16 protein-coding genes are annotated in these 17,696 nt (G+C 60.0%); 2 read left to right on the top strand and 14 right to left on the bottom strand.

Annotation, left to right across the window (positions count from 1 at the left end):
• Window positions 1-94 precede the first annotated feature (94 nt).
• On the top strand, window positions 95-2,047 hold the full coding sequence (locus tag ACK4TM_RS00990) for a 4Fe-4S dicluster domain-containing protein (RefSeq protein WP_409695343.1): 1,953 nt from the start codon (window positions 95-97) through the stop codon (window positions 2,045-2,047).
• On the opposite strand, the gene ACK4TM_RS00985 is transcribed toward ACK4TM_RS00990, so the two are convergent.
• The 5 genes from ACK4TM_RS00985 to ACK4TM_RS00965 form a co-directional block, all read right to left on the bottom strand.
• Window positions 2,044-2,850, bottom strand: a complete 807-nt coding sequence (locus tag ACK4TM_RS00985) for a substrate-binding domain-containing protein (protein ID WP_409695340.1) — start codon at window positions 2,848-2,850, stop codon at window positions 2,044-2,046. The two genes, ACK4TM_RS00990 and ACK4TM_RS00985, sit on opposite strands and share 4 nt — an antisense overlap.
• A complete protein-coding gene (locus tag ACK4TM_RS00980; protein WP_409695338.1) occupies window positions 2,847-3,569 on the bottom strand; it encodes an ATP-binding cassette domain-containing protein in 723 nt (240 codons plus the stop codon). The genes ACK4TM_RS00985 and ACK4TM_RS00980 overlap by 4 nt, the downstream gene beginning before the upstream one ends.
• Complete coding sequence (locus tag ACK4TM_RS00975) at window positions 3,563-4,267, bottom strand: ABC transporter permease (protein ID WP_409695335.1); 705 nt, start codon at window positions 4,265-4,267, stop codon at window positions 3,563-3,565. Before ACK4TM_RS00975 ends, ACK4TM_RS00980 begins: the two co-directional genes overlap by 7 nt.
• 199 nt (window positions 4,268-4,466) lie before the next feature.
• On the bottom strand, window positions 4,467-5,396 hold the full coding sequence (locus ACK4TM_RS00970; RefSeq protein ID WP_409695332.1) for a glycosyltransferase: 930 nt from the start codon (window positions 5,394-5,396) through the stop codon (window positions 4,467-4,469).
• Window positions 5,393-5,632, bottom strand: coding sequence for a hypothetical protein (locus ACK4TM_RS00965; protein WP_409695329.1), 240 nt, complete (start codon window positions 5,630-5,632; stop codon window positions 5,393-5,395). Before ACK4TM_RS00965 ends, ACK4TM_RS00970 begins: the two co-directional genes overlap by 4 nt.
• On the opposite strand from ACK4TM_RS00965, the gene ACK4TM_RS00960 reads away from it, so the two are divergent.
• Window positions 5,631-5,924: a hypothetical protein gene (locus ACK4TM_RS00960; protein WP_409695326.1), complete on the top strand. Its 294-nt coding sequence runs from the start codon at window positions 5,631-5,633 to the stop codon at window positions 5,922-5,924. The two genes, ACK4TM_RS00965 and ACK4TM_RS00960, sit on opposite strands and share 2 nt — an antisense overlap.
• 53 nt (window positions 5,925-5,977) lie before the next feature.
• Here the strand turns inward: ACK4TM_RS00960 and ACK4TM_RS00955 are convergent, their stop codons facing one another.
• Genes ACK4TM_RS00955 through ACK4TM_RS00915 form a run of 9 tightly spaced genes read right to left on the bottom strand, consistent with a single transcriptional unit; the run spans window position 5,978 to window position 17,676 of the window.
• Complete coding sequence (locus ACK4TM_RS00955) at window positions 5,978-6,982, bottom strand: phosphoribosyltransferase family protein (RefSeq protein WP_409695323.1); 1,005 nt, start codon at window positions 6,980-6,982, stop codon at window positions 5,978-5,980.
• Window positions 6,983-6,994: 12 nt separating this feature from the next.
• The gene (locus tag ACK4TM_RS00950) at window positions 6,995-8,254 is read right to left on the bottom strand and encodes an O-antigen ligase family protein (protein WP_409695320.1); all 1,260 of its coding nucleotides are present in this window, start codon (window positions 8,252-8,254) and stop codon (window positions 6,995-6,997) included.
• 10 nt (window positions 8,255-8,264) lie between these two features.
• Window positions 8,265-9,092, bottom strand: a complete 828-nt coding sequence (locus tag ACK4TM_RS00945; RefSeq protein WP_409695317.1) for a family 16 glycosylhydrolase — start codon at window positions 9,090-9,092, stop codon at window positions 8,265-8,267.
• Entirely contained in the window at window positions 9,055-11,388 is a 2,334-nt protein-coding gene (locus ACK4TM_RS00940; RefSeq protein ID WP_409695314.1) for a GNVR domain-containing protein, read from the bottom strand. Before ACK4TM_RS00940 ends, ACK4TM_RS00945 begins: the two co-directional genes overlap by 38 nt.
• Window positions 11,385-12,479, bottom strand: coding sequence for a glycosyltransferase family 2 protein (locus tag ACK4TM_RS00935; protein WP_409695311.1), 1,095 nt, complete (start codon window positions 12,477-12,479; stop codon window positions 11,385-11,387). The genes ACK4TM_RS00940 and ACK4TM_RS00935 overlap by 4 nt, the downstream gene beginning before the upstream one ends.
• Window positions 12,476-13,660 (bottom strand): glycosyl transferase, encoded by a 1,185-nt coding sequence (locus ACK4TM_RS00930; protein WP_409695308.1) that lies wholly within the window; start codon window positions 13,658-13,660, stop codon window positions 12,476-12,478. The genes ACK4TM_RS00935 and ACK4TM_RS00930 overlap by 4 nt, the downstream gene beginning before the upstream one ends.
• Window positions 13,657-14,955: a glycosyltransferase family 2 protein gene (locus ACK4TM_RS00925; RefSeq protein WP_409695305.1), complete on the bottom strand. Its 1,299-nt coding sequence runs from the start codon at window positions 14,953-14,955 to the stop codon at window positions 13,657-13,659. The genes ACK4TM_RS00930 and ACK4TM_RS00925 overlap by 4 nt, the downstream gene beginning before the upstream one ends.
• Window positions 14,948-16,459: a lipopolysaccharide biosynthesis protein gene (locus ACK4TM_RS00920; protein ID WP_409695301.1), complete on the bottom strand. Its 1,512-nt coding sequence runs from the start codon at window positions 16,457-16,459 to the stop codon at window positions 14,948-14,950. The genes ACK4TM_RS00925 and ACK4TM_RS00920 overlap by 8 nt, the downstream gene beginning before the upstream one ends.
• Window positions 16,456-17,676 carry a polysaccharide biosynthesis/export family protein gene (locus tag ACK4TM_RS00915; protein WP_409695298.1) on the bottom strand — a complete coding sequence of 407 codons (1,221 nt, stop codon included), beginning with the start codon at window positions 17,674-17,676 and terminating at the stop codon, window positions 16,456-16,458. The genes ACK4TM_RS00920 and ACK4TM_RS00915 overlap by 4 nt, the downstream gene beginning before the upstream one ends.
• Between the last annotated feature and the right edge of the window lie 20 nt (window positions 17,677-17,696).

Below are 17,696 nucleotides of genomic sequence, written 5' to 3'. Positions count from 1 at the left end.
CACGCAGCTATGCCTAGGCTTTGCGATCAATGCAGCGTATATCGACCTAATCACGTCAAGTTCCAGCCATATCTAGCCAGAAGCGACACAGATCATGCCCCAGCCAACCAAAACCCGTCTGATCTGCAACTGCGAAGGCAGCATGGGTATCGACGCAAAAGCCCTTGGCGGACAAGCACATAGCGCGCATCACCTGTGCCGCAGCCAGCTTGATCATTTCCGTAAGGCGCTGGGTGATTTCGCAGAAGTGACCGTCGCCTGCACGCAGGAAGCCCCGCTTTTTGACGAGGTGGCCGAAGATATGGGCTATGATGGCACCCTGCATTTCATCAATATCCGCGAAACGGCGGGCTGGTCGGATGATGGTCAGTCGGCAAACCCGAAAATGGCTGCATTGCTCGCAATGGGGGAACTCGCCGCCACGCCTTTCGATGTCGTCAGTCTGGAAAGCAACGGCATCGCGCTGATTCTCGGGCGCGATCAGGCCGCGTTGGATGTCGCGCAACGCCTGTCGGATACGCTTGATATCACCGTCCTGCTGACACCCGGTGCCGATGTCGCGCCGCGTGCGCAGACCACATGGCCGGTGCTGCAAGGGCGGATCAGGCGCGCGACAGGGCATCTGGGCGCGTTCGAACTGACGGTCGATGATTATGCAGCCCCCCTGCCCTCGTCCCGCGCGCGGCTGGCGTTTGACGCGGCACGTAACGGTGCGATCTCGACCTGTGATCTGGTGATCGATCTGACCGGCGGGCAGCCATTGTTCCACGAAACGCGGCCCGGCTATTTCCGCGCCGATCCGCGTGATCCGGTGGCGCTGGCGCGGCTGGTGACACAGGCGGGCCAGATGGTCGGCACCTTTGACAAACCGAAATACATCAACTTCACCCCCGATCTTTGCGCACATTCGCGCAACACGCTGTCCGGCTGCACCCGCTGTCTGAACCTGTGTCCCACAGGCGCGATCACATCATTCGGGGACACCGTGGCGATTGATCCCAACATCTGCGCGGGCTGTGGGCAATGTGCTGCGGCCTGTCCGACCGGGGCCGCCGCCTATGCCCTGCCGGTTGTCGACAATATCGCCGCCCGGCTGCGCGCGGGCCTTGCCGCCTATTTCGACGCGGGCGGCAAGGATGCGCCGGTCTTGTTGTTCCATGATGCCGAGCATGGCGCCGCCCTGATCGACGCCAGCGCCCGGTTCGGGCGCGGCCTGCCCGCGCATGTGATCCCGCTGCAGATCAATGAACCAACGCAGATCGGGCCGGAAATCATGGCCGCTGCGCTGGCCTATGGTGCCAGCGGTGTGCGCGTTCTGGCCAAAGAACGCCCCGCCCATCCGTTGGACGGGTTGCAGGAGACGCTGGACCTGATGGCGGTCATCTGCATCGAGACGGGGCATGATCCGGACGCCTGCGCCTTGCTGGCAATTGACGATCCTGATGCGCTGGACGCGGCCCTATGGCGGCCTGCCCCGCCCACTCGTGCGACAAGGTCAGGCTTTCTGCCGCCCGATGACAAACGCGGTCTGCTGCTGTTGGCGATGGAAGAGATGAACCGCACCGCACCCGCGCCCGCAGATTTGATCCCTTTGCCGCAGGGCGCGCCGTTCGGCAGTGTCCTGCTGGATCATGACGCCTGCACCTTGTGCCTTGCTTGCGTCGGTGCCTGTCCCGCAGGGGCCTTGTCCGACAACCCGGACATGCCGATGCTGCGGTTTACCGAAAGCGCCTGTGTGCAATGTTCCATCTGTGTCGCGACCTGCCCCGAAGACGCGCTGCGCCTGACGCCGCAGATCGATTTCACCGGTTGGTCCGCGCCGCGCCGTGTGCTGAAACAGGAAGAACCGTTCGCCTGCACGTCCTGCGCCAAACCGTTCGGAACGAAATCGAGCATCGAACGGGTCATGCAAAAGCTGGAAGACCACTGGATGTTCGCAGGTAACGCCGGTGCCGACCGCCGTCGCCTGCTGACCATGTGCGACGATTGCCGCACGCGCGAGGTGGTGATCGCAGGCTTTGATCCGCATGAAAAGGTGGGCGGTTAATCAGCGTCGGGCTGCACGGCGTTGAAGGTGAACATCTGCATCCCGTCAATCTGGAAGCCGTCGATCAATTCTGCTGCGCGGGGCGAGGTCAGCCAATCCTCGACCGCTGCGGACAGATCGGCGCGCACATGGCTGTGCTGCCCCGGATTGATCGGCAGATAGGCGTATTGGTTGAATAATGCTGCATCGCCTGCGAACAGCAGTGCCAGATCGCCCTTGTTGCCAAACGCCGCCCATGTCGCCCGGTCGCTGAGGATATAGGCATTCATCGCACTTGCCGTGTTCAGCGCAGCTCCCATACCCGCCCCGACCGACCGGTACCACGCCTGATCTGGCGTCAGTGACGCCATGTCCCACAGCGCCAGTTCGCGCATATGCGTGCCGCTGCTGTCGCCACGGCTGACAAAGGGTGCCTGTGCCGTTGCAATCGCGCCGAAAGCCGCCAAAGCGTCGTCGGCCTGCGCCACGCCTGCGGAATCATCCGCAGGGCCGATGATGACAAAGTCATTATACATGATCTCGCGCCGGTGGGTCGCATGGCCTTGGGCGATCAGTTCTTCCTCACCCTCGCGCGCATGGGCCAGCACGGCGTCCACGTCGCCCGCCGCCCCCAGACGCAAGGCCTGCCCGGTGCCCACCACCACCAGTTCCGCAGTGATGCCGGTGTCGTCCTGCAAGGCAGGCAGCAGAATATCCGCAAGGCCGGAGTTTTCGAACGATGTCGTCACCGCGATCCGCAAGGTTTCGGCCTGCGCGGCAAAGGCGGACAGACACAAGCAGGCTGACAATAAAAAGCGTTTCATAATACCAGATCCCCATTCAGAAAAGCCGTCGCCTGTGGCGAAACAGGACCGGCGAAGAAAGCTGCCGCAGGCAGCATGTCGATCAGAAGGCCATCGTGCAGAAACAACACCTCATCAGCAAGACGGCGCGCCTGGCCCAGATCATGCGTCGACATCACGATCCGCGTGCCCGCCGCGCAGGCGGCAAGCAGGATCTTTTCGATATCCTGCGTGGCCCGCCCGTCAAGATTGGCGCAGGGTTCATCCAGAAACAGCACCTGCGGTTCTGTCACCAGCGCGCGCGCCAGCGCGAGTTTCTGCTTTTCGCCCCCCGACAGGACGGTCGCCGGACGCGGCAGCGCCGCTGCGAGACCGACGCGCGCGGCCCAATCTTCGGCGGCAAGCCGCGCCTCGGCCCGGCGCATGCCCCGCAGGATCAGGGGATAGGCGATATTGTCGCGCAGGTTGCGGCGCATCATGATCGGGGTCTGGAACACGAAAGACTGTGCCGCATGGGCATCCGCGTCGCTGACCGACCACGCCTTATGCCCGGCTGTAATCCGTTCGATCCCGTGCATCGCGCGCAGCAATGTGGTCTTGCCGCTGCCATTGGGCCCGATCAGCACGCTGATGCCCGCGCCCTGCAAGGTCAGGGACACCGGCCCAAGCAGCCGCTTGCCACGACGCCGGACCGCGATGTCTTGCAGGTTGAGTGGCAGAATGTCGGAAGAATTCACCATCTGCTGCCCTGTTCGGTCCGTGACAGCATATGCATGCCAAGGTTGACCGCGATCGCCAGCCCGATCAGCACAAAACCCAGTGCCAGCGCCAGCGCAAAATCCCCGCGCCCGGTTTCCAGCGATATCGCCGTGGTCAGGACGCGTGTCGCATTGTCGATATTCCCGCCCACGATCATGATCGCGCCCACCTCGCCGATGCCACGACCGAAACCGGCAAGCTGCGCCGTCATCAGCGTGCGCCGCCCATCCCAAACCAGCGTCACAATGCGCTGTCTGCGCGACGCATGCAGCGAGATCAGCAGATCGTGGTAATCCGCCCAAAGTTCCCGCATCGCCTGATGCGCGATAGAGGCGACCAGCGGCGTGATGATGATGACCTGGGCGATGACCATGGCTGTCGGGGTGAAAAGCAGCCCCAGCACACCAAAGGGGCCAGAGCGTGACAACAGGATATAAACGATCAACCCCACCACCACCGGCGGCAGCCCCATCAACGCATTGAGCACGGCGATGACATAGCGCCTGGCGGGAAACCGCGTGATCGCGAGCCATGCGCCAAGCGGCAGGCCAATCAGCGACGCGATTGCCGTGGCACTCAGCGTCACGTAAAGCGACCGCAGCGTAATCTCGATCAATGCAGGGTCCAGCGACACCACCAGCCGGGCCGCCGTGGCGAAACCTTCTGTCAGATCGCTCATCTATGGTCCATGGCTGATGTCACGCTTTTCAAAACCCTGATAAATGCGCGATACAACGCCCCCGCATGCCGCCGCTGTGCTCTAACAGCAATCAGCCGGTGGCAACAAGCCTCTCTCAGGCGCTTTGTGAACCGGGCCAAACGGCGTCGGTGGCTGGTGACACCAAGACTGACGCGCTACCAGAAACGCCTTTCTGGCTTCAGCTTCCGTACAACCTGAGCATTCGGCCACCCAGAACCTGCGAACAAACGCCCAGATGCAGCGACGCCCGCATCAGCGCCCTGGTCCGTTTGGCAGGGTGCCAAAAGAAAACCCCTGCTGCTGCCGTCAGGATGGCAACCTTCGCTGCCGCCTTCGCCAGGTAGACCACCCGCATGGCGCCCGGTGGGGTGTTCAAAGTGGCATAGGTTTGGCCTGACCGATAGTTTCTGGGCAAGAGAAAGCGCAGCTTTTCGCGTTTTTCCGGGACGTGTTCTCGTACAATCGCGTCGGGCGCATAAGCGATCATTCCACCGTCGCGGACCATCTCGTGGAAAAACGTATCATCCTCACCGCCGGTCTGACCCAGAGCAAGGTCAAACCGCCGCGATTTCACGCAATCTGTATCAAGTTTGATCATCATGTTTCCTGAATATCCCGTCAGGATGCGCCCGTCTCGTTGAATCTCGGGTGCCATGTCGTGCAGGCCTGCGCTACGCATCCAGGCGGGCGCATCGGACCTGAACTCCGCGACGATCCGGCCAAGGACCGCATGGGCGGCAGAATCACGCAAGGTTGCGAACAGATTTTCCGCCCAGTTCGGATCGGCAAACTCGTCGTCGTCGATCATGGCAAGATAACGTGCATTCAATTGTTGCGCTTTGTCCAATAACGCATTGCGCGCAATAGATATATTTCGCGCAGGCGCGTGGACATAGTGCAGGTCGATATCATGGGTTTCCCTTGCCTGCGCAATGATCGACAAGGCCGAGGGGCTTTCATCGTTATCAGCAACAATGACGCAACAGCGCACCCGCCCCCGCAAGGACTGCGTTGCCAAACTTTGGAGTGTCTGCGCCAGTCCGGGCCGGCGAAAGGTGCAGACCCCGATTGCCACCAGGCAGGAAGATGTTTCAGCCAGGGTTGTCATACACCACACCCATGAGGCGACTTGCCGAATACCTGTTGCGCGCCGCGGACGGCCATCGACAAGGTCCAGTGGCGATAAAAAGATGTGCGAAAAATGTCGACATGCTCAAACAATCCGCAGGTCGCTATGCCGGGTTCGGTTGTGTTATGCTTGACGATACGGGCTTTCGCATTAGGTTGGCGGGGTAAACAATGCTGTAAACTCGCAAAAACCAAGCCAATAAGAAAGTCAGTCATGAAAATTATGACATTCGTCATCGGCACAATCGCGGTCACATCGGCTGCGGTTTCCTTTGGCTGGTATGTCGGCATGTCAGCAGGAATGCTGGTGCTCATGGCGCTTGCGGCGTTATTTATCGGGCAGATCATGTATCTTGTTATGCTCGTGGGCATGGCATGGCTTTCGGCAAGGCGTGAAAAAGCGGCAGAGCGTGAACGCAACCCATCCCGATCGGATGCAGATCATGCGGCCAGCGACAAACGGACGCCAAAAACTGCGGCGGGTCCACCCTATGATCCAAAGCGGTAAGCGCACGGCGGATTAGATTCATATTCACGGACTTTCAGGAATTTTCTGATTGGTCACTTGGTGTCCGGGCTAGACCGCTTGGCGGAAAGATTCTGATTGTACTGCCGCATATTGTCGAACACCCTTTTCGCGTAGCGCAGATACGCGCCCGGCCCTTTTCTGGCTAATTTGCGCAACTGGGTCACGTGCCCCGGTTTGAACATCGTGCGTGTTTCGATGCAAAGCACCGGCTTGGCTGCGGTATTGGCGATTTCCTGCGCTTCATAGGGGCTGCTTTCGATGAACAAGCCGGCATCGACCCGTTTATAAAATGCGCCCTTGTAATGGCCCGCGCCGCCCATCGCCTTGCGCTGCGCAACGGTTTCGGCGGGAAACATTTCCAGATGGTCAAAGGCGACCCCGTGACGATGCAGCCATGCCTCGGTCACTGCCCGGTGCTTTTCAAGCCGACCCGTCACAAGCCAACCCACCTTTGCCGTTGGTATGAACAAAGGTTCCACACTTTCGAGAAAACGCGCGTAGCGGTCGGCGTCATCATCCTCGGCCGGGGTGCAATCGCGGCACAGCACACCGTCGATATCGACACACCATTTGCCGATGGCGCCGTGATGCATGACGTTCCAGGCAAAGAAATGCCGCAGCATCGGGACCGTCTGCACAAAGTAATCAACCAGCGGCGCGCCCGCCGATGTCGCATAGATCACAGCAATCTCGATCCGGTGCGGCAGCGCGCGCGCCGCCAGTTCCTGACGGATTTCGCGCAATTGTGCGCCGGTGCCGACGCTGTCATCGACAATCAGCACGTTCAGCGGCTTTGCCTCTGCCCCGTCGAGCGTATTGCGCAGGTTGCGGTGTCCGGACGCGATGAACCGTCCTTCATAAAGCCCCTTGAGATCGGTCAACGGCAGATTCATGTGCAGCGCAATCATCGTCGCAGGGATCATGCCACTGCGCGGGATGGCGACGATCAGGTCCAGATCACGGGGTAATCTGGGCAGCAATCTGACGACATCGGCTTCAAGGTCGGCGTAGGATTTGAATTCCATCTGATACCTCATCAACAATGAAAGCTAGGCTGTCCAGCCTGCCTGCTTGGGGGTGTAAAAACTGGGAAGCTCCCGCGATGCACGCAATCCATAGATCACGCTGGCCAACGTCATCACGGACAATGTGTCGAACTCGAAAAACACGGGCACTTCAACGAATGACAGAACGATCACGAATGAAACGACCATGAAAAAGAACAACGGCGCAGCGCCGCCCGACCGCAGCAGCCAGCGGATACACAGGATAAATCCCGACGCCAGCAATGCGATCTGCGCTGCAACGCCGACCAGACCAATCTCGACCGCGTTAGAAAGATAAAGGTTGTGGAAATTGAAGCCGCTTTTCGATCCGATATAGAATTCCGCCCAAAGCATTTCGGCAGCAGCGTTCCCTTCCACCCAGAACGCGCGATAACCGCCGCCCGATAACGGTGCCTTTGCGATCTCTGCCAGCGCCACGGCCCAAAGGTCCGTGCGCCCGGTCAATGTCGCGTCTTTTCCCGTCAGATCGAACATCAGTTCAAACGCGGGTTCAGAGAAATACCACATCACCAGAACCGCGCCCCCGATCCACATACACAGACTGAATATGCGCGGGGCTTGGCGCTCGGGCGGCAGGGCACGTATCCGCAACAACGCCACGGCAGCGATAAGCACGCAAATCGCCGCAATCATCGCGCCGATCGATTCCGCCATGAAAATCTGTGGCAGCCCAAGCGCCGCACCGACCACGCCGGCCATGCGCCATAGCGGCGTCTGACTTTTGTCGATCATGAAAGCAAAGGAACAAAGCACCAGCGCGACCATGGTGAAGGCGTAGTAATTCTTGCTATCGAAAATCCCGATCCAGATCCCGTCGGGCCTGACTTCGCCGATCAGCACGCTGGCAACGCCTGCAACCAGCAACGCCGAAAACAGCATCTGCAGCAGCAAGAGCGGTGACAAACGGTTTGCCAATGTGATGGCGATGACGAAGGTAATCAAAAGCTGCGTGCCATGCCTGAGGGAAAGCGATGCATGATCCGACCAGAGAAAGCTGACGGTAGCCCAGACAGGCAGCAGGCAGACCCACCAATAAGAGCGGATATCGCGCCACGCCAGATCCAGTCTGCGCACCTGCATCGCCATTCCCAGCAGCAGAAAGACCAGAACCCCGTTGCGCCCCAGATAAGAGACAAACACCAGCGCAAGGAAAATTCCCATGCCCAGCACCGCGTTGGGGCAGATCCTGATCTCGAACGCCCCCCGCGTGCTGCCCGTCATATGCATGGCTGAATCGTGCATCGCGCGGTCCTTATTGTTCGCACAGGACGGAATCAGGGAACTGACAGTCCTCGCCAAGGGCAGTGAAGGCGACCCAGTCTATATCCATCCGTTTGGGCCCGGCGGGATGCTCAAACGGCCCCATCCAGTCCGACAAGGTGTCACTGCCCCAGAGGCTGAAATACATCTTCTGGTCGGTGATCGGCAGCTCATCATCCTCAACCGTATGAATTAGGGCGCCATCCACGAAAAAACTCAGCCGGTCGGGTTCCCATGTAAAGGAGTAGATGTGAAACGCGTCGTTGGCCGCCTGCTCCAGCGGATGAATTGCGCCATGCTTGGGTTCGCCATCCACATAGGTGTTCACGGTCACTTCGCTGGTATTCGCGGTCAGTATCTCGAAATCGATCTCGTCATGGCGTTCACCATGCACGGGACCAATATAGGTAAAGAAGGCGGCATTCAGACCAGAGCCTTCGTTGGTGCGCAAACGCGCCTCATAGGTGCCGTGTCCGAATACAGCGCGGGATTGAATCTCGCCGCATTTATATTCGTGGGTTTCGCTGGTGTCGGCATAAAAATAAAGACTTAGACGCCCCTCTTCATGCGCAACTGCATCTTGTGACCAAAGGCAGTTCTGATGGTCACCGTTGCTCCACCCGTCGGAGATATACCACCGGGACATGTCAAAGGTGGTGAAATCGTCCAGAAACGACGCGTTGTCGGCGTCGGCCCCCGCCACCGCGGTTGCGGCACCAAGAACAAGCGCGCCAACCGCCATGCCAATCCTGCTGCGCCTGACGACCGACATCGCCGGTGCGTCAGGCCGAAACTTTGATTTCATCATTGCCATATCCATAGCGCTCCTGTTCTTCGATACTTCCGTATCGTGTGATCGATTCCATGCTTGTCTTGTTGAAAGCCACGCCAAGCAGTTTGTCATAAAGGATCGGGTCCCTGCTCAGCACCTCTTCGAGCAATTCGCGGGTCATCTTGTTCCATTCGACCACCATCACCAGCCCGTCGATCACCGGTAGCAGCGCGCGCGCATCGGAGACCGGCCCCAACGGCGACAGGTCCACGACGGTAAAGGAATAGGATTTGCTGGCCTCTCTGATCACGTCGCGAAACTCTGGCGATCCGGCCAGATCACCGGCGATGGGATCGCTGGACGGAAACGTGGACGGCAGCAGATGCAAGCCCGTGGATGCCTCCTGCCGCACGGCAGCCTGCCACTTTTCCCGGCCCAGCAGCACTTCACGCAGACCGATGCCCATCACCTTGTGCATCATCTTGCTGAGCCCCGACGTACGCAGATCGGCGTCGATCAACAGGACAGACCGCCCACCGGATGCAATCAGCGCCGCAAGATTGGCCGCAACGGTTGATTTGCCCTCGGACGCCCGGACCGACACCACGCCAAGCACATAGCCGGGCTTGTTATTGGCAGCCGTATCGGAATGGACGCGGATATTGCGCAGGGTTTCCGTAAAATGCGACAGCGGGAAACGCATGGCGGGAAACGGAAACCGGAAGGTTTCGCGCTTGTCGGTCGCGATATCCAGCCGCCGTTCGCGGTTCATCGGGATGGCTGTGCCTACCATCTCTGCGGGTGACAGCAACGGCAGATATCCCAGGAACGGCTTGCCGGTGGTGTTGCGCAGATCCTCTTTGGTACGGATGAACTTTTCCGCGCCGTCGCGGATCAGGGCGATCGCCGTGCCTGCCATCATCCCCAGGATCATCATGAACGCCAGCACCAGCGATTTGCGTGGCGCAAACGGGTTTTCAGGTATATCCGCAACCGACAGCACGCGCACATTCGTGACGGGAAAGGTCTGCGTCTGCTCCAGATCCTTGAGGCGCAGCAGATAGGTTTCATTCAAAGCGTCGAACACCTCTGCCTGCCGCTCCAATGCGCGTAATTCGACCTGCGCCTGCGCCAGTCGCAGATTTTCCGTGGCCGCCTCGGCAATGCTTTCGCGCAACATCCCCGCCTCGGTTTCCAGCGCACGCGCGGCGTAAAGCGAGGTTTCATGCAAGGTCTGCAATTCTCTTTGCAGCGATCTGCCTTCCGTTTCGATCTGGGCGCGCAATTGCACGACTTCCGCGTGATCGGGGCCATATTGGCTTTCGATCTGTTCGGCCCGGCGCACCAGCCCTTGAAGTCGCTGTTGCCCAGCCGTGAAACCGGCGTCAGGAATACCCACGGCAGGCGCGCCAGCCTGCACGAATGCCGCCGGATCAAGCGCGCGCAATTCGGCATAGACGCTGTTCTGTGCGCGCAGTCGTGCCAATTGCACAGTGGCCGCGCCCAGATCGTTGTTAAGCTGCGCGATTGTCTGCGCCGTGATCGATTCGCCCGCAATGGCAAGCAATCCGCTGGCGGCGCGGAATTCTTCGGCCTCCAGCGCCGCCGTCATGGCGTTGTCCTGAATGATGGACAAACGCTCTTGCAGCCAGTCCAGCACCCGCGCCGAGGCCGCGACATTGCCGATCATCTGATCCGACACGATGGCGCGCCCATAGGCATTGACCACCGCTGCGGCAAGCGCGGGATCAGCCGACGCATAGCGGATCGTGAACACCGAACTGCGTCCTTCGCGCCGCACCTCGATATCACCGGTCAGCGCATCGGCGGCGGACATGCGTTCCAGCCGGTCCAGCTCTTCGAACGACACATCCTCAACCCCAGGTGGCGCGCTGCCCGGCAGAACCGCCCCGATCAGACCGCGCAAGCCCTGAACGGCCTCGCGCAGCAACGGTTGGGGCGGCTGCATGAAGGAAGCATTGTTGTGCAGATCAAGATCGTCAACGACGGCCAGCGCGATCTGCTGCGAGGTCAGCACGCGTTGCGCGCTTTCCAGCAGGATATCGTTCTGTGCCAATCCACCGCGGTTCTGCGCATCACCGACGCCGGGAATTTCCTCTCCGATCATGACTTCGGCGGATGCACGGTAAAGCGCGGGTGTCGTCTGCAGATAGACAAATCCGACGCCAAGCGCCGCCAGCACCGCAAGCCCCAGAACCAGTTTATGGTTCCGCATCGCGGTCATGATGGTCGAGACATGAATTTCACGACCATAAACTGGCCTGTTGGTCGACGGCGTCATGCCGGGGTCACTATCGCCAAAACGCACAAGCATCTTGTTCATGATCCCTCCTTTTTCATCGGGTGTTTGTTGTGTTTGTTTTCAGCGGACATAACGAACCGGGTCTTTACGTGGTGATACAGGCCATTCCAGAAACCAGCGGACCAGCCCATCTGCATGAGACCTGCGGCAATGCCGCTTGCAGCCAAGGCGGGTCTGCGGTGCTGCAACGCCATCAGCAGCCCTGCCAGACAGCAGATCAGCAGCCATAGCAAAAGCGGGACAGCAAAAATCACATGCAGGCCGGACAGCACCGCAAGGCAGGCAGCGGGCGCAAGGCTGACCAGAACAAGGTGCCTTTTGCGAAAACTGTCCGGATGCCTGATGGCAGTGGCCAGACGGCCGCGCCCGAAATTGAAATATTGTCTGGCAAGCCCCGTCAGGCTGTCGCGGGGGAAATAGATCATCTGCGTCTTGCCGGTCAGCCAGATACGGCAACCCGCCTTGCGCAGCCGCGCATCCAGTTCGGCATCTTCGTTATGGGTGAATGTCTCGTCATATCCACCAACCTTGGAAAAAGCGGCCCGGCGCATCAATGCGTGATGCCCATGTTCGACATACCGCCCCTTGGGTTCGCCGCGATGTGCGGACCCGCCATTGCCGACAAAACCGTTCTGTGCGGCCGCGATCACGTTCTGCATCCCGCCATCCCCACGGGCCAACATCGTAACGACCACGCTGTCCGCGCCGGTCTGGCAGGCCTCGTCCAGCAGAACTTCGCAGTAATTGTCGGGATAGGCGCCATGTGCGTCCACACGGATCAGCCAATCGACCTCTGGCGGGCAGTTTGCCACAGCAAGATTGACCGCTGCCGATTGCAGCTTGCGTGGATTGTGCAACAGGAACAGGCCCGGCACGCGCCTTGCTTCTGACAGCACAAGATCGACAGTCCCGTCGTCAGAACCGCCATCCGCGACGATGATCGCAGCCCCCATGCGCTGCGCGCCCGGCAGCAGCATCCGCAGCACCGGGATAATGTGGCGTGCCTCGTTCAGGGTCGGGATAACGATCGCGACACATGCCTGCGCATCTTGTGCCTGACGATTGGGCCGGGCTGCGTAAAACGCGCTTAATTCTGTTCTCAGTGATATCATCGGGCAAGATCCGCCGTTGTGGCGCGTGGCGAAACCGGCCGGTTGGTCCGCATGCGGGCGTCCCCTGACAGCAACTGCACCAAAGCAATGCAATCCTGCCGGGTTGTGCGCCAGGTCGCGGGGTCAATTGCGTCTTGCTGTCTTGCCAAGGCGGAAAGATGACCCTGATCCACCCCCTGCAAGACCGAGGCGACCGCAATCGGACGCAGATCCCGCAAGACCATCCCAATGCCCCGTATCCGCAGAAAGCGCCCGGTTTCGGTGCCTTCCAGCGCCAGGGGGATGGCCCCATGCGCGCAGCTTTCATAAAGCCGGTTCGGCAGCAGCCAGTCTGAATTGGCATTGGCGTCATAGCGGTCGACCAGCCAGGCGAAATCAACCGTGCTGTAGATGCGCGCAAGGTCATGACGATAATCATAGGGTCCGCAAAAGCTCATATGCGGGTTTTCCTCGACGATCCGATGAAAATCAGGAAGCGCGTCCAGCGCGGGTTTTCCGCGCAGCACCAGCTTGACACGACCGTCAAGCCGGCGCGTCACCTGATCAAGGCAATCCAGCGACGCGGCACAGCGCAGGATGCCGAACCAGCCGATAACCAGCGGCCCGATGCGTTTCACGCCCTCGCGCGATGCGGGCGTATCACTTTCGACATCGCGTCCGTGCCAGATTTTGTTTTCGATCAGGATCGGGGGCGATGAAATCTGTTTATGGCGCGCAAAATGTTCCTGATCGAACCTTTGAGATGAAATGATGACACTTTCCACCTGGGCGCAAAGCTTGCGTTCGACCCAGCGAAGCGAGGCCGAAACAACGCCCTGCCCGATCATCAGGCGATGCACGTCCAGAACTTCGTAAAATATCTTGGGTGCCGCGCCTTTGCACCGGGCCTTGATACGCGCCGCCAGCGGTAACATTTCCAGATTGCGTGCCATGATGATGTCGGGCGCAAAGTCGCGCGCAAATTCACGCGCACGGATCAAAACGCGCAGGCTCGCCCATCCACGGTGCAGAATTCTGCGGTTATGCGTGCGTCCCAGCACCAGCGCCGGGCGATCAAGCGGTGATGTCAGCCGGCGAAACCCGATGACCGCCACTTTCGCGCCGCCGGCTTCGAGCATGCTGACACGTCGCCAGATCGCGGCGTCGTCCAGATCATGCGCAAGGTAAAGGATGTTCTTCATAGGCTTCTCGCATAATTTGCAGCGTGGCGCGGCTGGTCTGCCGTCGCTTCACGCGGGCCAATTTGAATATCCTCGTACGCATCGACGACGCGGGCCGACCGCAGCACCGGCACCAACCCCAGCGCGAATGATCCGGCGCGCCCGACGGCAATAATATCCAGGTCATATTCACATGACATGCGCGCAAGATTGGCCCAGATCGCCGCTGCAGATCGCGTCCAGCCGGACGCGGGGGCATCCGGGACCTGCACGACGTTGAAACCGGGACAAACGGCACCTGTCATGTCACCCGATGCACACAGAATGATCTTCATCCGCTTTTGCGTCGCCGCAGGTTGCTGGCGTTTGCGCAAGCTCCGCTCTTTCAGTGTGTGCGCCAGCATTGTCCAGCTTGCCGGATAGCGCACAAGAAGCCCCAGCGCGGCAAAAGCCCGACGCGCTTTCAACGCATCGATCAACTGCGCGTAATGCAAATGCTGCTCGTGCGTTTCTATCCGACGCAACAGCGCCGGGCGCAGATCGGCGCGGTCGGCTGGCAGCGCATCGACAAGCGCCTTCTGCACCGCGATCATCGGCTGCAGTTTCGCGACGCTGAAACGATGCGACAAAGACGCGGCGTGGCGCCGGTAAAGATACATCGCATCAGGTATCAGGGTGAAGCGCGCACCGGACAGCAGCAGGCGCAGATAGAAATCATGGTCCTCATCCACCCGAAGATCGGGATTATAGCGTATATCGCCAATCGCCGCGCGCCGGATCAAAGGCTTGACATAGCCAAGCGCAACGTTGCGCCGTCCGGGCAGACGCCCCTCGATCAGTGCCTGCGCATCGATCATTTCCGGCTGCACAAGATCAAGGTCCTGAAACAGCGTCCGGGGATTTTCAGACAGATCCTGGGCGAAAAAGATCAGATCGTCGGCGACCATATCCGCCTGCAACGACTTTGCCGCACTCAGCATAAGGGTCAGCCGTTCGGGGTGAATGATATCGTCTGAATCGACAATGGCGACCCAGCTCCCGCGCGCAGCCTCCAGCGCGCGATTCCGGGCACCTGCTGGTCCGGTCGGCGTTTCTGACCGGAGCAGGCGCACACGGCCATCATTGGCCATGATCTCTTGCACGATGGCGATGCTTCGGTCCTGCGATCCATCGTCAGACAGGATCAGTTCCAGCGCGGGATGGGTCTGTGCCAGAACCGATTGCATCGCCGCGCGAAGATGCGCGTCACCGTTGAAATTGGCCATGAGGACCGAAATCAAAGGTGCCTTGGCCGCGCTGTGCATATGGTCATCCATTGGATTTCCCTTTCGTCATGGCGCGCCGGATCTCGGCAATCTCTGCATGCGACATGGCAAGGGCGATGACGCAATAGGTCGCCACGCCGGTCACGACTTGACAGACCAGCAAGAACGCGGGGGAGATCATCGTCAGAACGAATGGCAGCAAGGCCAGAACCACGCACATTGCAGCGGTCGCCAGCAAGGGGGCCATCAACGCTCTGGCATATTGGATCGCCGTGATCCCGATCAGTTTGCGTGCAATCAGAAAGCAGCCCGGCGCAATCGCCAGATTAACCACCACGATCCCGATCATGACAACGTCCAGCCCACGCCCGATGAACAGCGCGATCACCGTCAGCGTCAGGGCGTAGCGGATCAGATCAAAGCCGAACCAGATATCCGCACGGCCCAGACCGCTGGCCAGCGATGCGGCCGGAACATGCAGTCCGAACAGCAACCCGATGACCGCAAAGGCCTGAATTGCCGGTATCGCAGGCTGCCAATGGCTGCCCAGAACCAGCGGAATAGCATTATCCGCAAGAACGAACAGCCCTGCAAACAGCGGGAATGTCGCCAGGGCCGCCGCAAAGGTCACCAATGCAAAGGGTCCGACCTGCTTGCCGGGCTCTTCTTGAATCGCGGCGAAAAATACCGTCGCAACGGGGTAAAACGCGCCCGTCGTGACCCCCGACAACAGGTCAAACAGCCGCTTGCCCAGAAAATAGAGCCCAAGCACGGCCGGGCCTGCCAGAATACCGATCAGGATCTGGTCAAGATTGATCACGGTCAATATGCGATTGCCTGATGAAAACAGGCCGAAGCGCATCAGATCGGATGCCGCCGCCTTGCTGACCCGAAAACGCGGATGCCAGCGCGCAGCCTTGATCAAAATAGCGGCTGACACGACAGAGGTAATCACAGGCGCCATCGCCAAGGCCCAGAGGCCATAGCCATTCAGCGCCATGATGATACACACCACCCCGCCGATGCCGTTGCCGATGGCCGTGCGCGCCGCGATATATTTGAATTGCATATCTCTGATGACCAGCGCCTGCGGGACGACGGCGATCAGATCGATCACAAGCTTGAGCCCGATGAACGGCAAAAGCATGGCAAGTACAGGTTCGTCGGTGAATTCTGCGATGGTCGGGGCAAGAAGCAGAATGGGCACATAAAGCACCACCCCCGAAATCAGACACATCCAGAAGACCGTATCCAGATGCTCTGCCGCGATCCGGGATCTTTGGATGATCGCTTCGCCAAAGGACGCAGGCGTCGCACAGCCGACAAAGGTGACCATGCTGACCGCCAGGGCGACGATGCCGAATTCGGTCGGCCCCAGCAGCCGCGAAGTTATGACAAAGACGATGGCCGCGATGATCGTCGCGGACCCTGTATTCAACGCCGACCACAAAAGGCCGACAACAGCCTTGCGGCCGCGGTTCGCTTTGGCCAGCGCGCGGATCGGTGCCGCCTCTGCTGTACCTTTTGACACAGTTTCGCTGAATGTCTGGGTCATTGCGTCACCACATCCGGCAATTGCTGGCTCCAGCGGTTGCGCATGCGTGGCAGGGTCACTTCGACGACGTCGCCAGGCTCCAACACGGTTTCCAGCCCGGTCAGCGTGGTGATGCCATCCGGTGTGGCGCGCCGGATCGTCACAAGCGGTACAGGTGCCGTGACGGGTTCATCCGACAGGCTTTCCTGCACGAACATGCCAGTTTCGGCCAGCGCGATACGTTGCTGGGTGTCCAGATTTGTGACGACGCGTTCCAGCTCTTCGTCAACCAGTTGCAATTGCCGCGTATCCTCGATCACTTCGCGGTCGCGCAGGGCAAGCTTTTCGGCCTCTGCGATGGTGATCCCCTGCCGTGCGCGCAGGATCGCGGTCGAGATTTCAAGCTGCTGCGCTTCTGTCTGTGCGATGGATCGTTCGGCTTCCCCGACGCGGGCATTGGCGGCCAAACCACGTTCGACCAGAGCAAGCGCGCTTTCATATTCGCTTTGCGCGATTTCGCTCAGACGGTCCAGCGCTGCCGAGCGTTCCAGCAAGGCGTCGACCTCGTTGTTTAAAAGCCTGATCTGGTCGCTCAAAGCGGTGAGTTCGCGCGCACGTTGCTGACGGCGCAGTTGAAGCACATCGTTTTCCACATCTACCAGACGGGCGGGCCAGGCGTTGTCGCCGGATGTTGTCGGCATCGTGACTGCGTCCTGACCGTCAATCGCTGCCTGCAGCATCGCGCGGCGCACGGCGAGCCGTTCGCCTTCCTGATGTAAAAGCGAAATATTGCCTTCACGGTTGAAAATCTCGCGTGCATCGATGTTGACCGCATTCTGATCGAGCGAGCTGCCCCCCGCCTGCGCCAGAAGCTGCACCGCGACAAGGCCCGGTCTGAACGGATATTCGCCCGGATTGCGCACTGCGCCCGCTATGTAAACCGGACTATACTGCGTGACGCTGACAATGGCATCCAGCGATGCGGATGTCGCAAGGCGTTGCTGCAACCTCTCGGCCACGACCTGCCCCATTTCGGCGGTGGTCATGGCATTTGCATCGATCTGGCCGATGAACGGCACGTTGACCATGCCATCCGACCCGACCGGCAATGCGCCGCGCAGGGCCTCCCATTCGACGGCGGCGCTTTCCAGTTGGTCCCATTCAAGGACGCGCAGTTCCAGTACGTCGCCCGGACCAATCCGGTAGGTTTCGGCCAGCAGGGGCTGGGTGCACAGCATGATGGCAAGACTGCAGATAG

It is taken from the genome of Yoonia sp. (assembly GCF_046292185.1).
Taxonomy (GTDB): domain Bacteria; phylum Pseudomonadota; class Alphaproteobacteria; order Rhodobacterales; family Rhodobacteraceae; genus Yoonia.
Note: the sequence above shows the minus strand (reverse complement) of the source record. Positions and strands in the feature narration are given on the sequence as shown.